13 protein-coding genes and 1 pseudogene are annotated in these 15,192 nt (G+C 65.3%); 7 read left to right on the top strand and 7 right to left on the bottom strand.

Translation table 11 applies throughout. The annotated features are described in order from the left end of the window. Positions 1–3: 3 nt before the first annotated feature. The gene (locus AC0L3P_RS33450) at positions 4–774 is read left to right on the top strand and encodes a sulfite exporter TauE/SafE family protein (protein ID WP_473308561.1); all 771 of its coding nucleotides are present in this window, start codon (positions 4–6) and stop codon (positions 772–774) included. Positions 775–913: 139 nt separating this feature from the next. On the opposite strand, the gene AC0L3P_RS33455 is transcribed toward AC0L3P_RS33450, so the two are convergent. Further along, complete coding sequence (locus AC0L3P_RS33455; protein WP_473308562.1) at positions 914–2,302, bottom strand: flavin monoamine oxidase family protein; 1,389 nt, start codon at positions 2,300–2,302, stop codon at positions 914–916. Between the two features lie 192 nt (positions 2,303–2,494). Between AC0L3P_RS33455 and AC0L3P_RS33460 the strand changes: the two genes are divergently transcribed. Continuing rightward, positions 2,495–3,463: a C40 family peptidase gene (locus AC0L3P_RS33460; RefSeq protein ID WP_275168903.1), complete on the top strand. Its 969-nt coding sequence runs from the start codon at positions 2,495–2,497 to the stop codon at positions 3,461–3,463. A gap of 106 nt (positions 3,464–3,569) precedes the next feature. Here AC0L3P_RS33460 and AC0L3P_RS33465 read toward each other — a convergent pair whose 3' ends face one another. Beyond that, on the bottom strand, positions 3,570–3,845 hold the full coding sequence (locus AC0L3P_RS33465; RefSeq protein ID WP_354064271.1) for a metal-sensitive transcriptional regulator: 276 nt from the start codon (positions 3,843–3,845) through the stop codon (positions 3,570–3,572). 50 nt (positions 3,846–3,895) lie between these two features. On the opposite strand from AC0L3P_RS33465, the gene AC0L3P_RS33470 reads away from it, so the two are divergent. Then, the gene (locus AC0L3P_RS33470; protein WP_473308563.1) at positions 3,896–6,331 is read left to right on the top strand and encodes a heavy metal translocating P-type ATPase; all 2,436 of its coding nucleotides are present in this window, start codon (positions 3,896–3,898) and stop codon (positions 6,329–6,331) included. Positions 6,332–6,382: 51 nt separating this feature from the next. Then, positions 6,383–6,828: pseudogene (gene nikR / locus AC0L3P_RS33475) on the top strand (nickel-responsive transcriptional regulator NikR). A 45-nt stretch (positions 6,829–6,873) separates the two neighbouring features. Here nikR and AC0L3P_RS33480 read toward each other — a convergent pair. Continuing rightward, a complete protein-coding gene (locus tag AC0L3P_RS33480) occupies positions 6,874–7,818 on the bottom strand; it encodes a beta/alpha barrel domain-containing protein (protein ID WP_473308564.1) in 945 nt (314 codons plus the stop codon). Continuing rightward, positions 7,815–9,008 (bottom strand): CaiB/BaiF CoA transferase family protein, encoded by a 1,194-nt coding sequence (locus AC0L3P_RS33485; protein WP_473308565.1) that lies wholly within the window; start codon positions 9,006–9,008, stop codon positions 7,815–7,817. The genes AC0L3P_RS33480 and AC0L3P_RS33485 overlap by 4 nt, the downstream gene beginning before the upstream one ends. Before the next feature lie 194 nt (positions 9,009–9,202). Between AC0L3P_RS33485 and AC0L3P_RS33490 the strand changes: the two genes are divergently transcribed. Beyond that, positions 9,203–9,943, top strand: coding sequence for a sulfate transporter family protein (locus AC0L3P_RS33490; protein ID WP_473308566.1), 741 nt, complete (start codon positions 9,203–9,205; stop codon positions 9,941–9,943). Between the two features lie 6 nt (positions 9,944–9,949). On the opposite strand, the gene AC0L3P_RS33495 is transcribed toward AC0L3P_RS33490, so the two are convergent. The 3 genes from AC0L3P_RS33495 to nth are packed head-to-tail and all read right to left on the bottom strand — an operon-like array spanning position 9,950 to position 13,488. Next, complete coding sequence (locus AC0L3P_RS33495; RefSeq protein WP_473308567.1) at positions 9,950–11,578, bottom strand: MFS transporter; 1,629 nt, start codon at positions 11,576–11,578, stop codon at positions 9,950–9,952. Continuing rightward, entirely contained in the window at positions 11,565–12,701 is a 1,137-nt protein-coding gene (locus tag AC0L3P_RS33500) for an HlyD family secretion protein (RefSeq protein WP_473308568.1), read from the bottom strand. Before AC0L3P_RS33500 ends, AC0L3P_RS33495 begins: the two co-directional genes overlap by 14 nt. A 34-nt stretch (positions 12,702–12,735) precedes the next feature. Next, the gene (gene nth, locus AC0L3P_RS33505; protein WP_473308569.1) at positions 12,736–13,488 is read right to left on the bottom strand and encodes an endonuclease III; all 753 of its coding nucleotides are present in this window, start codon (positions 13,486–13,488) and stop codon (positions 12,736–12,738) included. A 22-nt stretch (positions 13,489–13,510) separates the two neighbouring features. On the opposite strand from nth, the gene AC0L3P_RS33510 reads away from it, so the two are divergent. Beyond that, positions 13,511–14,044: a DUF2244 domain-containing protein gene (locus AC0L3P_RS33510; protein ID WP_473308570.1), complete on the top strand. Its 534-nt coding sequence runs from the start codon at positions 13,511–13,513 to the stop codon at positions 14,042–14,044. A 56-nt stretch (positions 14,045–14,100) separates the two neighbouring features. Beyond that, positions 14,101–14,997 (top strand): methylated-DNA--[protein]-cysteine S-methyltransferase, encoded by an 897-nt coding sequence (locus tag AC0L3P_RS33515; protein WP_473308571.1) that lies wholly within the window; start codon positions 14,101–14,103, stop codon positions 14,995–14,997. Positions 14,998–15,192 lie beyond the last annotated feature (195 nt).

Here is a 15,192-nt window from a genome sequence, read left to right on the forward strand (position 1 = left end):
AGCATGAATCTCACTGACCTTCTTCCGAAGGACGTCAGCCTCACCATTGCGATGGCGCTCTGCGCCGTCGCTTTCGTTTCGGGCACCGCGCGCGGCTTCTCCGGCTTCGGCTCGGCGCTGATCTTCATGCCGCTGGCGAGCAGCATCGCGGCGCCGCGTCTCGTTGCCGCGCTGCTCCTCGTGATCGATTTCGTCGCGGCCGCGCCGCTGCTGCCCGACGCCTGGCGCAAGGCGGATCGCAAGGCCACCGCGGTGCTCGTGCTGGGCGCGCTGGTCGGCGTCCCCGTCGGCACCTATTTCCTCAGCGTGCTCGAACCCGTCACGACACGATGGATCATCTCCTGCTTCGTCGCCGCGCTGTTGCTTCTGCTGCTGTCGGGCTGGCGCTATCGCGGCAAGGACCACGCCTGGCTCTCGGTTGGTATCGGCAGCCTCTCCGGCTTCTGCAGCGGCCTCGCCCAGACTGGCGGCCCGCCGATCGTCGGCTATTGGCTCGGCCGCCCCATCGCCCCGATCGTCGCGCGCGCCAACATCTTGCTGTTTTTTGGAGCGTCGGATTTTTTCTCGATGGTCAGTTACGCAACCACAGGCCTGATCTCACGCGAGTCGCTGGTGCTCTCGCTCATTGTTGGTCCGGTCTATGCGATCGGCGTCGCCTTCGGCGCGTCGCTGTTCGGCCGTGCGAGCGAGAAAGTGTTTCGCGCCATCTGCTACGCGCTGATCGCGATGGCCGTGATCGCCGGGCTGCCGATGCTGGATGGGATTTTGCGCTGAATCATCCACGTCGTTCCGGCGAAGACCGGGACCCATAGTCCCGATCGGCTTTTGTTACGCGAACTGGTAACTCCGAGTCCTCGCCAAACCACATCCTGTGGTTATGGGTCCCGGCCTTCGCCGGGACGACGAGTTAAGCTTATTGCGGCCTCGCCCTGCGCTTCTTCGTCGACTGCGTCGGCACGTCGGCCGGCTCGTCCTTCAGCGCGCCGATCTTGCGCAAGGCTGCGTCCGCGGCGCGCTCGCCGCTTTCCCAGGCGCCGTCGACTGTGCCCCACAGCGTCTCGTGCGTGGCTTCGCCGGCGAGGAACATGTTGGCGATCGGCTCGGCGAGGATTCTTCGCGAGAGCTGACCGCCCGGGGAGGCCGCCGACATCGCACCCATCACGAAGGGCGAGGCGTTCCAGCGCGTCACGCTGGCTTTCTGCACGGCGGCGGCGACCTCGCTGCCGAACAGCTTCGTGATCCATTCCCTGGCGAAGGCCATCATCGCCTTTTCACCTTGCTGGGTGAGATCGCGGCCGAACGAGCCGCCGACATCGATCGAACATAGCGAGGAACCGCCGATATTGGCGAACATCAGCGCCGTGCGCGTCGAATTGCTCTGCTCGATCAGGATGTCGTCGCGCGACAGGCCCAGCGGATTGCCCGGTAGCTGCAGCACGATGTGATCGTAGCTTCCGAGCGTGAGCTTCGATGCGGCATCGAGCGTGCGCTTCGGAATGTCGGGCCCAAACTTGATCGCGCCCGAGGTCAGCACATTGGTCGAGACCGTGATGATGGCGGCGCGGGCGGCGATCCTGCCGGCCTGTGTCTCCACGCTGACGTCGCGATTGCTCCAGACGATCCGGCTCGCCGGCGTCGACAGCGCGACCGGCGCCTGCTCACCGAGTTTAGCGATCAGGGTCCCCAGGCCCTGCCGGCAGGCGATCGCGGCGTTGCGATCCTGTGCACGCGCCTTGTCGATCGCAGACAGCTCCTTCAGGTCCTTGCCGGCGAAGCTCGCGCCCAGCATGAACTCGGCCGCGCCGGCCCAGTCGCCGAGATCCTTCGGCAGCACCGAGGCGCAGGCGGTATCGAGCTTGCCACGCGCGGCCTCGTCGATGGCGCGGTTGGCACGCACCAGCGCCGCCAGGAACTCCTCGGTCTCGCCGGCCCGTGCGTTGCGGCGGCCGATGCGCATCTTCTGGCCTGAGGGCGCCGGCAGAACGTCGAGCCCGGCGCTGCGCGCCAGCCGGATCATCGGATTGGTATCGGGATTGTGCATCCAGCGCGCGCCGCGATCGAACGGCGTGTCGAAGGTCGTCATATCCGTGATGCAGCGCCCGCCGATCTCGCCCGCAGCTTCCACCACCACGACCTTGCGATTGGCCGCCATGATGCGCCGCGCCGCGGCAATTCCGGCCGCGCCCGCGCCGATCACGACAATGTCAGCCTCGCGCGGAAGGGGCGCGGCGGTTGCGCGCAGGACCGGCATCGCGGCAAGGCCCGCCGATGCCGATAGGAAGCTGCGGCGCGTGATTGTCATGGCATGGTTTCCGGAGACTTGCAGCAAACGGGAACAGCTAGCGAACCTTGCCGTATCTGATGTTGCGCGGCAACCATCATGGTGAAGCAATCGTGCTTGATGTCACAGATCGATGAACCGAATTGCAACACGTTCCGACCATGGTAGAGAAGAGAAAAAGACGGCCGGAAAAGGCCGTGGGGGAGTTTTGAAATGGGGACGGTCCTGGATTCAGTCGGCAAGCTGATTGCCGCGTACCTCTCGAAGGAGGTGCCGGGCTATGAGCCGTTCACGCCGAGCGACCCCGAGCATCTGCGCGGCGTCATCGAGCCCGGCGACGTGCTGCTGGTCGAGGGCAACAACCGCATCTCGGGCATCATCAAATATCTGACGCAGTCGACCTGGTCCCACGGCGCACTCTATGTCGGACCGATCGAGGGTGCGGAAGAGCCCGACGGCGAGCCGCACGTGCTGATCGAGGCGAATATCGGCGAAGGCGTCACCTCCGCGCCGCTGTCGAAATATTTCCCCTATCACACCCGCCTCTGCCGCCCGGTCGGGCTGTCCTATGAGGACCGCACCACGGTCTGCCGCTATGCGATCAACCGCATCGGCTTCGGCTACGACACCAAGAACATCGTCGACCTGATGCGCTTTCTGTTTCCGCTGCCGATTCCGCAGCGCTGGCGCCGCCGCATGATCTCGATCGGCTCCGGCGATCCGACCAAGATCATCTGCTCGGCCCTGATCGCGCAGGCTTTCGACGCTGTGCGTTACCCGATCCTGCCCAAGATCACCAAGGCCGGCAGCCGCGCCGCCCGCCGCGAGATCCTTCACATCCGCGATTCCTCGCTCTACATGCCCCGCGACTTCGACATCTCGCCCTATTTCGAAGTCGTCAAACCCACCATCGTGCACGGCTTCGACTACACCGCCTTGCACTGGGCCGACAAGCAGAAGCCGCTCGAGGAGGTAGCCGGCACATTCAGTGTGTTTCCAGAAACGTTCAGTGCGCCGCCGCTCGTTCCTGAAGCGATTGACGAAGAGGCGCCGGTTTCGGTTGAAGAAGTGATGCGTGAGGCGGCTGCGGAGATGAGCGTTGCCTTCTCCGAACATTTTGTGCTGCTGAACGATCTCGCAAAGTACCGCGCACGGGGACACGCGCTGGAGATGGCGGCGTAGCCGTTCCTCCAGCATCGTCATTGCGAGCGCAGCGAAGCAATCCAGACTGCCTCTGCCCGAACAGTCTGGATTGCTTCGTCGCTACGCTCCTCGCAATGACGGCGACCTACCGCTCCGCTCGCCCGATCACCGCCATCAGCTCCGCGATCTTCTCACGCTGGTCGGCCTTGTCGCCGCTCGCGATCGCATGTTCGACGCAATGGGCGACGTGGTCCTTCAAAACCTCTTCCTCGACCCGGCGCAGTGCGGCGCGGACCGCCGAGATCTGCGTGACGATGTCGATGCAATAGCGGTCCTCCTCGACCATTTTCGAGAGGCCGCGAACCTGCCCCTCGATCCGGCCGAGACGTTTTCCGAGCGATGCCTTGATGTCCTTGCGCATGCGGACTATATACCCCCCTAGGGTATAACTTGCAAGGCCGGAGCGTGGCAATGAACGACGCCGAACACGAACACCATCACAAGCCGGAAACACATTCCGGATGCGGCTGTTCCAGTAAAGCTGCCCCGGTCGACAAGCCCGCCGCTGCCTCCTGCTGCGGCGCGCACGGCGATCACGCGCATGACCACGGCGCCGCGGCAAAAGTCCGCGATCCCGTCTGCGGCATGACCGTCGATCCCGCGACTTCAAAGCACCGCTTCGACCATCACGGCGAGACCTTCCATTTCTGCTCGGCCGGCTGCCGCACCAAATTCGCCGCCGATCCCGCAAAGTACCTCGCAAAGGACAAGACGCCCGGGCCCGAGATGCCCGCAGGCACGATCTACACCTGCCCGATGCATCCGCAGATCCGCCAGGCCGGACCCGGCACCTGCCCGATCTGCGGCATGGCGCTCGAGCCGGAAGTGGCGAGCCTGGAGAGCGGCCCCAATCCCGAGCTTGCCGACATGACGCGGCGGTTCTGGATCGGCGGCGCGCTGGCTTTGCCGGCGGTGGTGCTGGAGATGGGCGGCCATCTCGCGGGCCCGCACAACTGGATCGATGCGACGCTGTCGAACTGGATCCAGCTCGTCTTCGCCACGCCCGTGGTGCTGTGGGCCGGCTGGCCGTTCTTCGTCCGCGGCTGGCAGTCGCTGCTGACGCGCAACCTCAACATGTTCACGCTGATCGCGATGGGCACGGGCGTTGCCTATGTCTACAGCCTGATCGGCACCATCGCGCCGCAGATCTTCCCCGCAACGTTCCGCGGCCACGAAGGCGCTATCGCGGTGTATTTCGAGGCCGCGGCCGTCATCACCGTGCTGGTGCTGCTCGGGCAGGTGTTGGAACTGCGCGCCCGCGACGCGACGTCGGGTGCGATCAAGGCGCTGCTGCAGCTCGCCCCCAAGACAGCGCGCCGCGTCGATGCTGACGGCGGCGAGCACGAGGTCGAGATTGACGCACTTCATGCCGGTGACCGCTTGCGCGTGCGGCCGGGCGAAAAAGTGCCGGTCGACGGCGTCATTCTGGAAGGCCGTTCCTCGCTCGACGAGTCGCTCGTAACAGGCGAATCCATGCCGGTGACCAAGGAGACGGACGCGAAGGTGATCGCCGGCACGCTCAACCAGTCCGGCAGCTTCATCATGCGCGCCGACAAGGTCGGGCGCGAGACGCTGCTGTCGCAGATCGTGCAGATGGTGGCCGACGCGCAGCGCTCGCGTGCGCCGATCCAGCGCCTCGCCGATCAGGTCGCGGGCTGGTTCGTGCCGGCCGTGATTGCGGTCGCGGTCGCTGCTTTCGCGGCCTGGGCCTGGTTCGGGCCGGAGCCGCGGCTGGCCTTCGGCCTCGTTGCCGCCGTCAGCGTGCTGATCATCGCCTGCCCCTGCGCGCTTGGCCTGGCGACTCCGATGTCGATCATGGTCGGCGTCGGCCGCGGTGCGCAAGCGGGCGTGCTGATCAAGAACGCCGAGGCGCTGGAGCGGATGGAGAAGATCGACACGCTGGTGGTCGACAAGACCGGCACCCTGACCGAGGGCAAGCCGAAGGTGGTCGCGATCGTGCCGGCCGCCGGTTTTGCGGAAGATGACATCCTCCGCTTGGCCGCCAGCGTCGAGCGCGCCAGCGAGCATCCTCTGGCCGACGCGATCATGCGCGCGGCGAAGGAGAAGCAGCTGGCGCTGGGCCAGGTCGAACAATTCGATTCGCCGACCGGCAAGGGCGCCACCGGCAAGGTCGACGGCAAAACCATCGTGCTCGGCAATGCCAGATATCTGACGTCGATCGGCATCGACACCAAAGCGCTCGATGGCGAGGCCGAACGGCTGCGCGGCGATGGTGCGACCGTGATCAACATGGCCGTCGACGGCCGGCTTGCCGGCCTGTTCGCGATCGCCGATCCGGTCAAGGCCTCGACCCCGGAGGCGCTGAAGGCACTCGCGGCCGAGGGCATCAAGGTCATCATGCTGACCGGCGACAACCGCACCACCGCTGAGGCCGTTGCGCGCAGGCTCGGCATCGCCGACGTCGAGGCTGAGGTGCTGCCGGACCAAAAGAGCGCGGTGGTGACAAAGCTGCAGAAGGCCGGCCGCAGCGTCGCGATGGCCGGCGACGGCGTCAACGACGCGCCGGCGCTGGCAGCTGCCGAAGTCGGCATTGCCATGGGCACCGGCACGGACGTGGCGATGGAGAGCGCCGGCGTCACGCTGCTGAAGGGCGACCTCACCGGCATCGTGCGGGCGCGAAAACTGTCGCAGGCGACGATGAGCAACATCCGGCAAAACCTGTTCTTCGCCTTCATCTACAACGCAGCGGGCATTCCGATCGCGGCCGGAATCCTCTATCCGACCTTCGGCGTCCTGCTCTCGCCGATCATCGCCGCGGCCGCGATGGCGCTGTCCTCGGTGAGCGTGGTTGGAAACGCGCTGCGGCTGCGGGCAACGCGGCTGTGAGCGTCGTTGAATCCGTGTAAAACGGCATCGAGCGCGCGAGGGAGCATTCTGATGCAGCGAATTACGATCACGATCGAGGATGATCTCTTGGCGGAGATCGACGCGGCGGCGGAAGCGCGCGGTTACCAGAACCGCTCCGAGATCATTCGCGACCTCGCCCGCACCGGCTTGCAACAGAGCAGCGAGGACACTGCCCAGACCGGGCCCTGCGTCGCCGGCCTCGTCTATGTCTACGACCACGCCGCCCGCGATCTCTCAAAGCGCCTGGTGCAGGAATTCCATGGCCACACGACCTCGCGCTGGCGACGCTGCATGTCCATCTCGACGATAACAATTGCATGGAGATGACGGCACTGCGCGGCGACGCCGGCGAGGTCAGACATTTCGCCGACCACATCATCGCCGAACGCGGCGTCCGCTACGGCCGCGTCATGATGATCCCGACCGGGGACGGCAAGCAGGCGAAAGCGCGCAAGCAGGCGCACCGGCAGGACTGATACTTCTCCCTCTCCCCGCAAGCGGGGCGAGGTGAAGAAAGAGCCTCAGGCTGCCTTCGCACTCCCACCCGGCAGCCCCGCCCGCGCGATGCCGCCATACAGCGTTTCGTTCGGCATCTCCTCGCGCAGGATCCTGCGCACTGCGATCAACTTCTCCAAATCGATGCCGGTCGCAAAACCCTTGCTCTCGCACAGGAACACGAGATCCTCGAACACGACATTGCCGGTCGCGCCGGGGGCGAAGGGGCAGCCACCGAGGCCTCCGAGCGAGCCGTCGAGGATACGCGCGCCTTCGTCGAGCGCGGCGGCCGCGTTCGCGATACCCATGCCGCGGGTGTCGTGGAGATGGATGCAGATCGGCTTTGACCCTGCGAGCTTCACCGCAGCACGCGTCAGCTCCGCCACCTGCTTCGGCCCGGCATAGCCGACGGTGTCGGCGATGCCGACGAAATCGACACCGGCCTCGAGGCACTTGTCGCCCAGCCGCAGCACTTCTGCGGGATCAACCGCCCCCGTGATCGAGCAGCCCAGCGCCATCGAGATCGCCGCGTTGACGAGCGGCTTGTGGGGGCTCACGTCACGCATCTCGCACAGACGTCTCAGATTGGCGATCGCGGATTCGCGCGAGCGGTGCGCATTGGCCTGGCTGTGCTCTTCCGTTGCCGAGACCACGGAGGCGATTTCGCCGACGCCGGATTCCAGCGCCTCGTTCACGCCGCGTTCGTTGAGCGCAAGCGCGATGCCATACGCGCCGGGCAATGAAGCGACGGTCGCGACAACGTCACGGACATCGACGAACTGCGGAAACGTCTTTGCCGGCAGGAACGAGCCGACCTCGAAGTGCCGCACGCCGGCGGCATATTCCTCGCGCACCCAGCGTTGCTTGGCGTCGGTCGACGGAATTTTCTTCACAAGCTGGAGCCCGTCGCGCAAGCCCACCTCGCGCAGGCTGACGCGCTCCGCGGGGTAAATCTCCTGGATCCGGCTCATGCGCGCCTCCCCGTTGTTTTTGACGTGACGTCTTCATTTTCGTTGTCGATCTCGGCGCGAACGGCCGCAGTGTCGGCACCGAGCGGGGCCACCTTCAGGCCTTCGCCGATATTGCTGCCGTTCCATTCGATCGGCAGCGCCGGGACCCGGAACGGCTTGCCGTCGGCGGTGACATTGTTGACGAGCCCACCCGGCCGCAGCACATGCGGATCGGCGAAGAGATCCTCGGGCCGATTGATCGGCGAGAAGCAGATGTTGAGCGCATCGAGCCTCTGCGACAATTTTGCCCCGTCCCACTGCCTGATGATGTCAGCTGCGCGCGGAATAATCCGCCCACGCGCCAGGATGCGATCGGTCGTGGTGCGCAAGGCGGGATCATCGAGGAATTCAGTCAGCCCGAACTCGCGGCAAAAGCTCTGCCAATGGCCTTCGGTGACGACGCCGATGAAGATGCGCTCGCCGCCGGCGGTCTCGAAGATGTCGTAGATCGGCCAGGCATGCTCGCGCTCCGGCATCGAGCGCGGCTTGTTGCCGGTCATCTCGTATTCGACCATGTGCTGGGCGACCAGGAACAGGCAGTTCTCGAACAGGCCGATGCGAATATCGGCGCCGTCGCGTTCTCCCCCGCGCTTCTGATAGAGCGCCGCGAGGATCGCGATCACGCCGAACATGCCGCCCATGATGTCGTTGGCGGACGAGCCGACACGCTGGGGCTTTTCGCTGGTGCCGGTCATGGCGGCAAGGCCCGCCATCATCTGCACGACCTCGTCGAGCGCGGGGCGGTGCTCGTAGGGACCGGAGAGGAAACCCTTGTGGCCGGCGATGATCAGACCCGGATGCCGGCGACGCAATTCGTCCGCGCCGAGCCCCTGCTTCTCGAGCTGGCCGTCGCGAAAATTCTCCAGGAACACGTCGGCCGTCGCCAGCAGCCGGTGCATGGTGTCGCGATCCTCAGGCTTCTCGAAATCCAGCACCACGCTGCGCTTGCCGCGGTTGAACAGCGGAAAGAAGGCGGTGCCCATGCCGCCCAGGCTCCGGGTCTTGTCGCCCGCGGGCGGCTCGACCTTGATCACGTCGGCTCCGAGCTGCGCCAGGATCATGCCGCAGGCCGGGCCCATGACCATGTGGGTCATCTCGACGACGCGCACGCCTGCAAGCGGCAATCCGGCCGCCGGTTCTTCCATCGCCATATGAGCCTGTTCCTTTGCCCGGCTGGTTCCGCTTGTTGTCAAGCGGGTTGATGAAGCAACAGTCTTGCCGAATTCATCGTGGCTTCGTTGATGCGAGCGGTCAATCCGCCACTGCGCTGGTGCCGCCGATCTCTCTTGCCGAACGGGCCTGCTGTGTCTACCTCTCGCGGGTGGTTTTCCCGAGAGGTGCTCCCATGCTGGATGCCGCCGTCAAGGCGCTGTCGCAAATGATCTCGCCGCCAATGCGCTCGATCCTGTGGCGGTCGATCGGCGTCGCACTGGTGCTGATCATCGTGCTGGCGGTCGGCTTGCAGCGGCTCCTGAGCTGGTTTGCGACCTATGGCGAGGCGTGGCTGGAGGGCCTGCTCGGTCCGGGCTGGCACTCATCGCTCGAGGTGTTGTCCTGGATCATTTCGATCGCCGCGGGCCTCGGCGTCGTGTTCGGGGCTGTGTTCCTGATGCCCGCGATCACCTCCCTGGTGGCGAGCCTGTTCGTCGACGACGTCGCCGACGTCGTCGAGCGCGAGCACTATCCGGCGGAGCGGTCGGGCGTCGCGCTGCCGTTCAGCCAGGCGATCTACGAGGGCGTCAAGACCGCGCTGCTGACGATCCTGGTCTATCTGGTCGCGTTGCCGCTGGTGCTTTTCGCCGGCGCCGGTTTCCTGGTCTTCTTCCTCGCCACGGCCTGGCTGCTCGGCCGCGAATATTTCGAGCTCGCAGCGATGCGGTTTCGCTCGCCGGAGGAAGCCAAGGCGATGCGGCGCGACAATGCCGCGACCATCTTCACGGCGGGCCTGTTCATCGCAGCCTTCGTCTCGATCCCGATCGTCAATCTGGCGACGCCGATCTTCGCCATGGCCTTCATGGTCCACATGCACAAGCGGCTATCAGGCCCGCGGCCCGAGCTGATCGAATCGGCGCGGCAAATGCGGTGAGGGTGTCTACGTCACCTTGACCCCGCACTTCCGCAACAGCATCCTGGCGAAGCCGAACGGCGCCGGCGTGAACGGGCCGGGCGGCGCACGGGTAACCAGCGCGACCACGCCGAGCGCGGCCATCGCGACCCAGAAGCACAGCCAGAAGCCGTCGATATAGGCCAGCACATTGGCCTCGCGCTGAACCAAGCCCGCGAGCGTACCGACCGCGCGTGCCTGTGCCGAGCCGGCACCATGGGCCGCAAAATGGTCGGCGAGCTGCTTCAGCATGCGGACCACATCGACGTCGCCGACGCCGAGATTCTGGCCGAGATAGAAGGAATGGATCTGCTCGCGGACGCGCAGCCACGTCCCCATCAACGCCACGCCGATCTCGGCACCGCCGAGCCGCATGATCTGAATATAGGCGGCAAACGAGGTGGCACGGCTCGGATCGGAGTTGGACAGCAGCGTGATGATCAGCGGCAGCAAGGTCAGCGACTGCCCGATCGCCTGGAGCAGCACGATGCCGGCGAAATCCTCGCGCGCCCAATCGTGGCTGAGCTGCGTGCCCCAGAGATTGGCGGCGGCGAAGCAGGCAAATCCCATGACCACCACCGTCCGCGTATCGAAATGCCGCAGCAGCCAGATCGACAGCGGCACCAGGACGAACATCGGCAACGCGCCGTAGGTAAGCAGCAGCAAGCCACTCTGCTCCGGCCTGAGCAGGGCGATGGTGGCGAGGAAATTCGGCACCAGCGACGCGTTGGACAGGCTGGTCAGCGTGTAGAGCAGGATCAGGACCAACCCCAGGCCGATATTGCGCGAGAACAGCACGTTGATATGCGCCCATGGCTGTCGCACCAGGGCCTCATTGACGAGGAAGCCCGCGACCAGCACCGCGCCGACAGTGATCAATGCCATCACCGTCCCCGACCCCAGCCAGTCCAGCCGGTTGCCCTGGTCGAGCCCGGCATAGATCATCGAGACGCCGGCGCCGAGCAGCAGCATGCCGCCCCAATCGGCGTCGCGCAGCAAAGCGCGATTCACCGGCTCGTTCGGCGTGCCCCAATAGACCATCAGGCCCATCAGGGGCGCGATCACGACGCTCTGCCAGTACAGCCATTGCCAGCCGAGATGGTCGACATAGAAGCCGACCAGAGAGCTCGAAGTATCAAGCGCGAAGCCGACCCGGATCGAATAGATCGAGATTGCCGGGAGCCACCAGCGGATCGGCAGATTGCGGAACACGATCATCAGCGTCGCCGGCACGAAGGTGCCGAGCAAGAGGCCATGCACGACGCTGAGCGCGAGCAATGTCGGATAGTCGTGCACGAACGGGATGATCAGCGAGACCGCGGCATAGACGAGGCTGGGGATGCCGAGCACGCGGCGCAGGCCGAATACGGTGGCAAGCCAGGCCACCGCAGGCGCAATGAAGATCTGCGAGCCGATGCCCGCAGTGGAGAGCCAGGCGCCCTCGTCGAACGAGAGCGAGAACGCGCCGCGCAGGTCCGGCAGGCCTATTGTGGTCAGGCGGCTGTCGAAATTGGCGAGGAACGAGCCGAGCAGCACCGCCGCCACCGCAAACAGCGGCTGCGGGGCGACGCCGCCGCGCGAGAGCGGCCCGCGGCTGGAATCGTCATTTTCCGCCATTGCCGGCCTTGGTGTCGATGCTCGTGACGACCGACATGCCCGGCACCAGCCGCGCCAGCAACGGCTGGTTGTCGTCGAACTGGATGCGCACGGGAATGCGCTGCACGACCTTGGTGAAGTTACCGGTTGCGTTGTCCGGCGGCAGCAGCGCGACCTGCGCGCCGGTCGCGGGCGCAATGCGCTCGACCCGGCCGCGCAGCTTCTCGCGCGGGAAACTGTCGACGGTGATCTCGACCGGCTGGCCCGGTGCGACGTGGGTAAGCTGGGTCTCCTTGTAGTTCGCGATCACATAGACCTTCGGCAACGGCACTACATTGATGAGGTTGGTGCCGATGTTGACGTAGTCGCCGGGCTGGACCTGCCGCTCGCCGACGACGCCGTCGAACGGCGCCGATATCCTGGTGTAGCCGAGCTTGAGCTTCGCACTCGCCAGCGTCGCCTTGGTCGCTTCGAGATCGGCGGCGCGCTGCTTCCTGTTGCCTTGCAGGACTTCGAGCTGGTGCTGCTGGGCCGCGATCACGGCACGGCTTGCGCGCACATCGGCCTGCGCCTTGGCGTAGCCTGCGACCGCCTGCTCGAAGCGCTGCCGCGTGCCGGATTCGGTCTGCGACAGCGACTGCTGGCGCTCCTGCTCCTGCCGCGCCTCGACCTCCGTGGCTTCGGCCGAGAGCCGCGCGGCTTGCGCCTGCGCGATCGTCGCATATTGCAGCTCGATCTGGTTGGCCAGATTGTCGAGCACGGCTTGCGCGGCGGCGACCGCCGCTTCGGACTGCGCGACTTGCGCTTCATAATCGGCAGGATCGATCTGGATCAGGAGATCGCCGGCCTTGACGCGCTGGAAGTCGGTGACCCCGACGGTCAGCACTTCGCCGGAGACGCGACTGGCAAGCCGCGTCAGCTCGGCGCGCACATAGGCGTCGTTGGTGGTCTGGACCACCGAATTGCCGACCCATTCGTCGAAGCGCTGGGTTGCCAGCGCGACGAAGCCGAGTGCGACGATCACCGCGAACAGCGGAATCGCGAGCCGACTCCAGAGCGAGCTCGCCGGTGGCTGCGTTGGCTTCGGTGGCGGCGCCGGTGTGGCAGCAGGTGGCGACGACGGGATTTGTTCCTGCTGACTCACGATAGACTCCAAAAACACTCTCCGAACGCCAGTCTCAGACCGTCTTCTCCGGCCACCGGCAGAGATCGTTGATCAGGCATACCTCGCATCGCGGCTTGCGCGCGATGCAAGTATAGCGGCCATGCAGGATCAGCCAATGATGGGCATGCAGCATGAACTCGGCCGGGATCACCTTTTCGAGACCGAGCTCGACCTCCAGCGGCGTCTTGCCGGGCGCAAGTCCGGTCCGGTTGCCGACGCGGAAGACATGCGTGTCGACAGCCATGGTGTGCTCGCCGAAGGCCATGTTGAGCACGACATTGGCGGTCTTGCGACCGGCGCCGGGCAACGACTCGATCCCGGCGCGCGTGCGCGGCACCTCGCCGCCGAACTCGCTGAGCACCTTTGCCGACAGCGCGATCACGTTTTTCGCCTTGGTGCGGTAGAGGCCGATGGTCTTGATGTACTCGCGCAGGCGTTCCTCGCCGAGGTCCAGCATCTTCTGCGGTGTGTCGGCGATCGCAAACAACGCGCGCGTCGCCTTGTTGACGCCGGCGTCAGTCGCCTGTGCCGACAGCACCACGGCAACCAGCAGCGTGAACGGATTGACGTGCTCGAGCTCGCCCTTCGGCTCGGGGTTGGCCTTGCGGAAACGGCTGAAGACCTCGTGGACCTCGGGCGGCGTCCAGGGCTTCATGGCTTTAAGCGATTTCTTCGCGGCCGCCTTCGGTTTTGCCGCGACCGGCTTTGCCTTTTTCTTCGGCAACGGCGCTTTGCGCGGGGCCGGCTTGCGGGTGATTTTCGCCATGATCGGGATATACTGAGGGACGATGAGCACAGGCAACGAAATTGCGCGCGAACAATCTGGGAGCGAAGCCGAGCCTCAGATCTTTTCCGCGCGGCTGACGCCGCACCGCTCGCTGAACCGCACCGGCTTCCTCGCCGTGATGCTGTTCCTGAGCGCCGTCAGCTTCGTCACCGGCCTCGTCTTCCTGATGATGGGCGCGTGGCCGGTGTTCGGCTTCTTCGGCCTCGATGTGCTGGTGATCTGGTGGGCCTTCAAGGCCAATTTCCGCGCGGCGCGGGCCAGCGAGGAGATCGTGGTCACAACATCCGAATTGCGCGTCCGGCGCGTCAGCCAGCACGGCCAGGTCGTCGAATGGACCTTCAATCCGCTCTGGGTCCGGCTCGACATGGAAATCGACGAGGATTTTGGCATCGAGCACCTCTATCTGATTTCGCGAGGTCACCAGATCCAGATCGCCCGCTTCCTGGGACCGGACGAAAAGGCAAGTTTCTACAAAGGCTTGGTTGAAGCCTTGAATGCCGCCAGGCGCGGACCGACCTACAATCCGGTCACCTGATTTGCGGATCGGAAATCGGGTGGTTTCGCACCCCGCCCTCTCCTACATTTGTGGTCATGATGACACTCGCGATACATGACCAGCGCCTGGCCGGGCCGGGCTCCCAGAACGCCGCGTTGCGCGACTATGATTCCGTGCGCCGGGCGATCGCCTTCATCTCCGAAAAATGGCGCACACAGCCGACCATCGAGGCGATGGCGGATGCGGCCGGCGTCACCCCGGATGAGCTCCACCATCTGTTCCGCCGCTGGGCCTCGATCACACCGAAGGCTTTTATGCAGGCGCTCACGCTCGATCACGCCAAGGGCCTGCTGCGGGACTCCGCGAGCATCCTCGACGCGGCGCTCGACTCCGGTCTGTCGGGTCCGGGCCGGCTGCACGATCTCTTCGTCACCCATGAGGCGATGTCGCCGGGCGAATGGAAGAACGGCGGCGCGGGGCTCATCTTGCGCTACGGCTTCCATCACTCGCCGTTCGGCACCGCAATCGTGATCGCGACCGATCGCGGACTGTCGGGCCTCGCTTTCGCCGATCCCGGTGAGGAACAGGCGGCATTTGCCGACATGACGCGGCGATGGCGAAACGCAACTTACGTCGAGGATCACGAAGGTACCGCGCCATTGGCGCAGCGCATCTTCGACACAAAACTGTGGCGGCCGGATCAGCCGCTGCGGGTGGTGATGATCGGCACCGATTTCGAGGTCCGGGTGTGGGAGACGCTGCTGAAGATCCCGATGGGCCGCGCGGTGTCCTATTCGGACATCGCCTGCAACATCAACAGCCCGAAAGCCTCACGCGCCGTCGGCGCCGCCGTCGGCAAGAACCCGGTCTCCTTTGTCGTGCCCTGCCACCGCGCGCTCGGCAAGAGCGGCACGCTCACCGGCTACCACTGGGGCATCACCCGCAAGCAGGCGATGCTGGGCTGGGAGGCCGGGCAGCTGGGGATGCAGTAGATCATTTGCAATTGCCTCAACGTGGTCGTCCTGGCGAAAGCCAGGACCCATTACCCCAGGGAGATGTTTTGGCGCCGACTGCCAACCACCAGTCATCGCAAAACCAACGACGGTGGTTATGGGTCCTGGCCTTCGCCAGGACGACACCGAATGTTTAGCCGGCTCCGTCGCGCGCGAACGTTTTTAACCAGCCAG

This window comes from Bradyrhizobium sp. WSM4874 (assembly GCF_055811835.1).

Excerpts from the sequence above, each read along its gene's own strand:
- AC0L3P_RS33485 (WP_473308565.1), bottom strand. The coding sequence starts at position 9,008 with ATGGCGATGGAAGAACCGGCGGCCGGATTGCCGCTTGCAGGCGTGCGC.
- AC0L3P_RS33480 (WP_473308564.1), bottom strand. The coding sequence starts at position 7,818 with ATGAGCCGGATCCAGGAGATTTACCCCGCGGAGCGCGTCAGCCTGCGC.
- AC0L3P_RS33460 (WP_275168903.1), top strand. The coding sequence starts at position 2,495 with ATGGGGACGGTCCTGGATTCAGTCGGCAAGCTGATTGCCGCGTACCTC.
- AC0L3P_RS33510 (WP_473308570.1), top strand. The coding sequence starts at position 13,511 with ATGAGCACAGGCAACGAAATTGCGCGCGAACAATCTGGGAGCGAAGCC.
- AC0L3P_RS33515 (WP_473308571.1), top strand. The coding sequence starts at position 14,101 with ATGATGACACTCGCGATACATGACCAGCGCCTGGCCGGGCCGGGCTCC.
- AC0L3P_RS33490 (WP_473308566.1), top strand. The coding sequence starts at position 9,203 with ATGCTGGATGCCGCCGTCAAGGCGCTGTCGCAAATGATCTCGCCGCCA.
- nth (WP_473308569.1), bottom strand. The coding sequence starts at position 13,488 with ATGGCGAAAATCACCCGCAAGCCGGCCCCGCGCAAAGCGCCGTTGCCG.
- AC0L3P_RS33495 (WP_473308567.1), bottom strand. The coding sequence starts at position 11,578 with ATGGCGGAAAATGACGATTCCAGCCGCGGGCCGCTCTCGCGCGGCGGC.
- AC0L3P_RS33450 (WP_473308561.1), top strand. The coding sequence starts at position 4 with ATGAATCTCACTGACCTTCTTCCGAAGGACGTCAGCCTCACCATTGCG.
- AC0L3P_RS33455 (WP_473308562.1), bottom strand. The coding sequence starts at position 2,302 with ATGACAATCACGCGCCGCAGCTTCCTATCGGCATCGGCGGGCCTTGCC.
- AC0L3P_RS33465 (WP_354064271.1), bottom strand. The coding sequence starts at position 3,845 with ATGCGCAAGGACATCAAGGCATCGCTCGGAAAACGTCTCGGCCGGATC.
- AC0L3P_RS33470 (WP_473308563.1), top strand. The coding sequence starts at position 3,896 with ATGAACGACGCCGAACACGAACACCATCACAAGCCGGAAACACATTCC.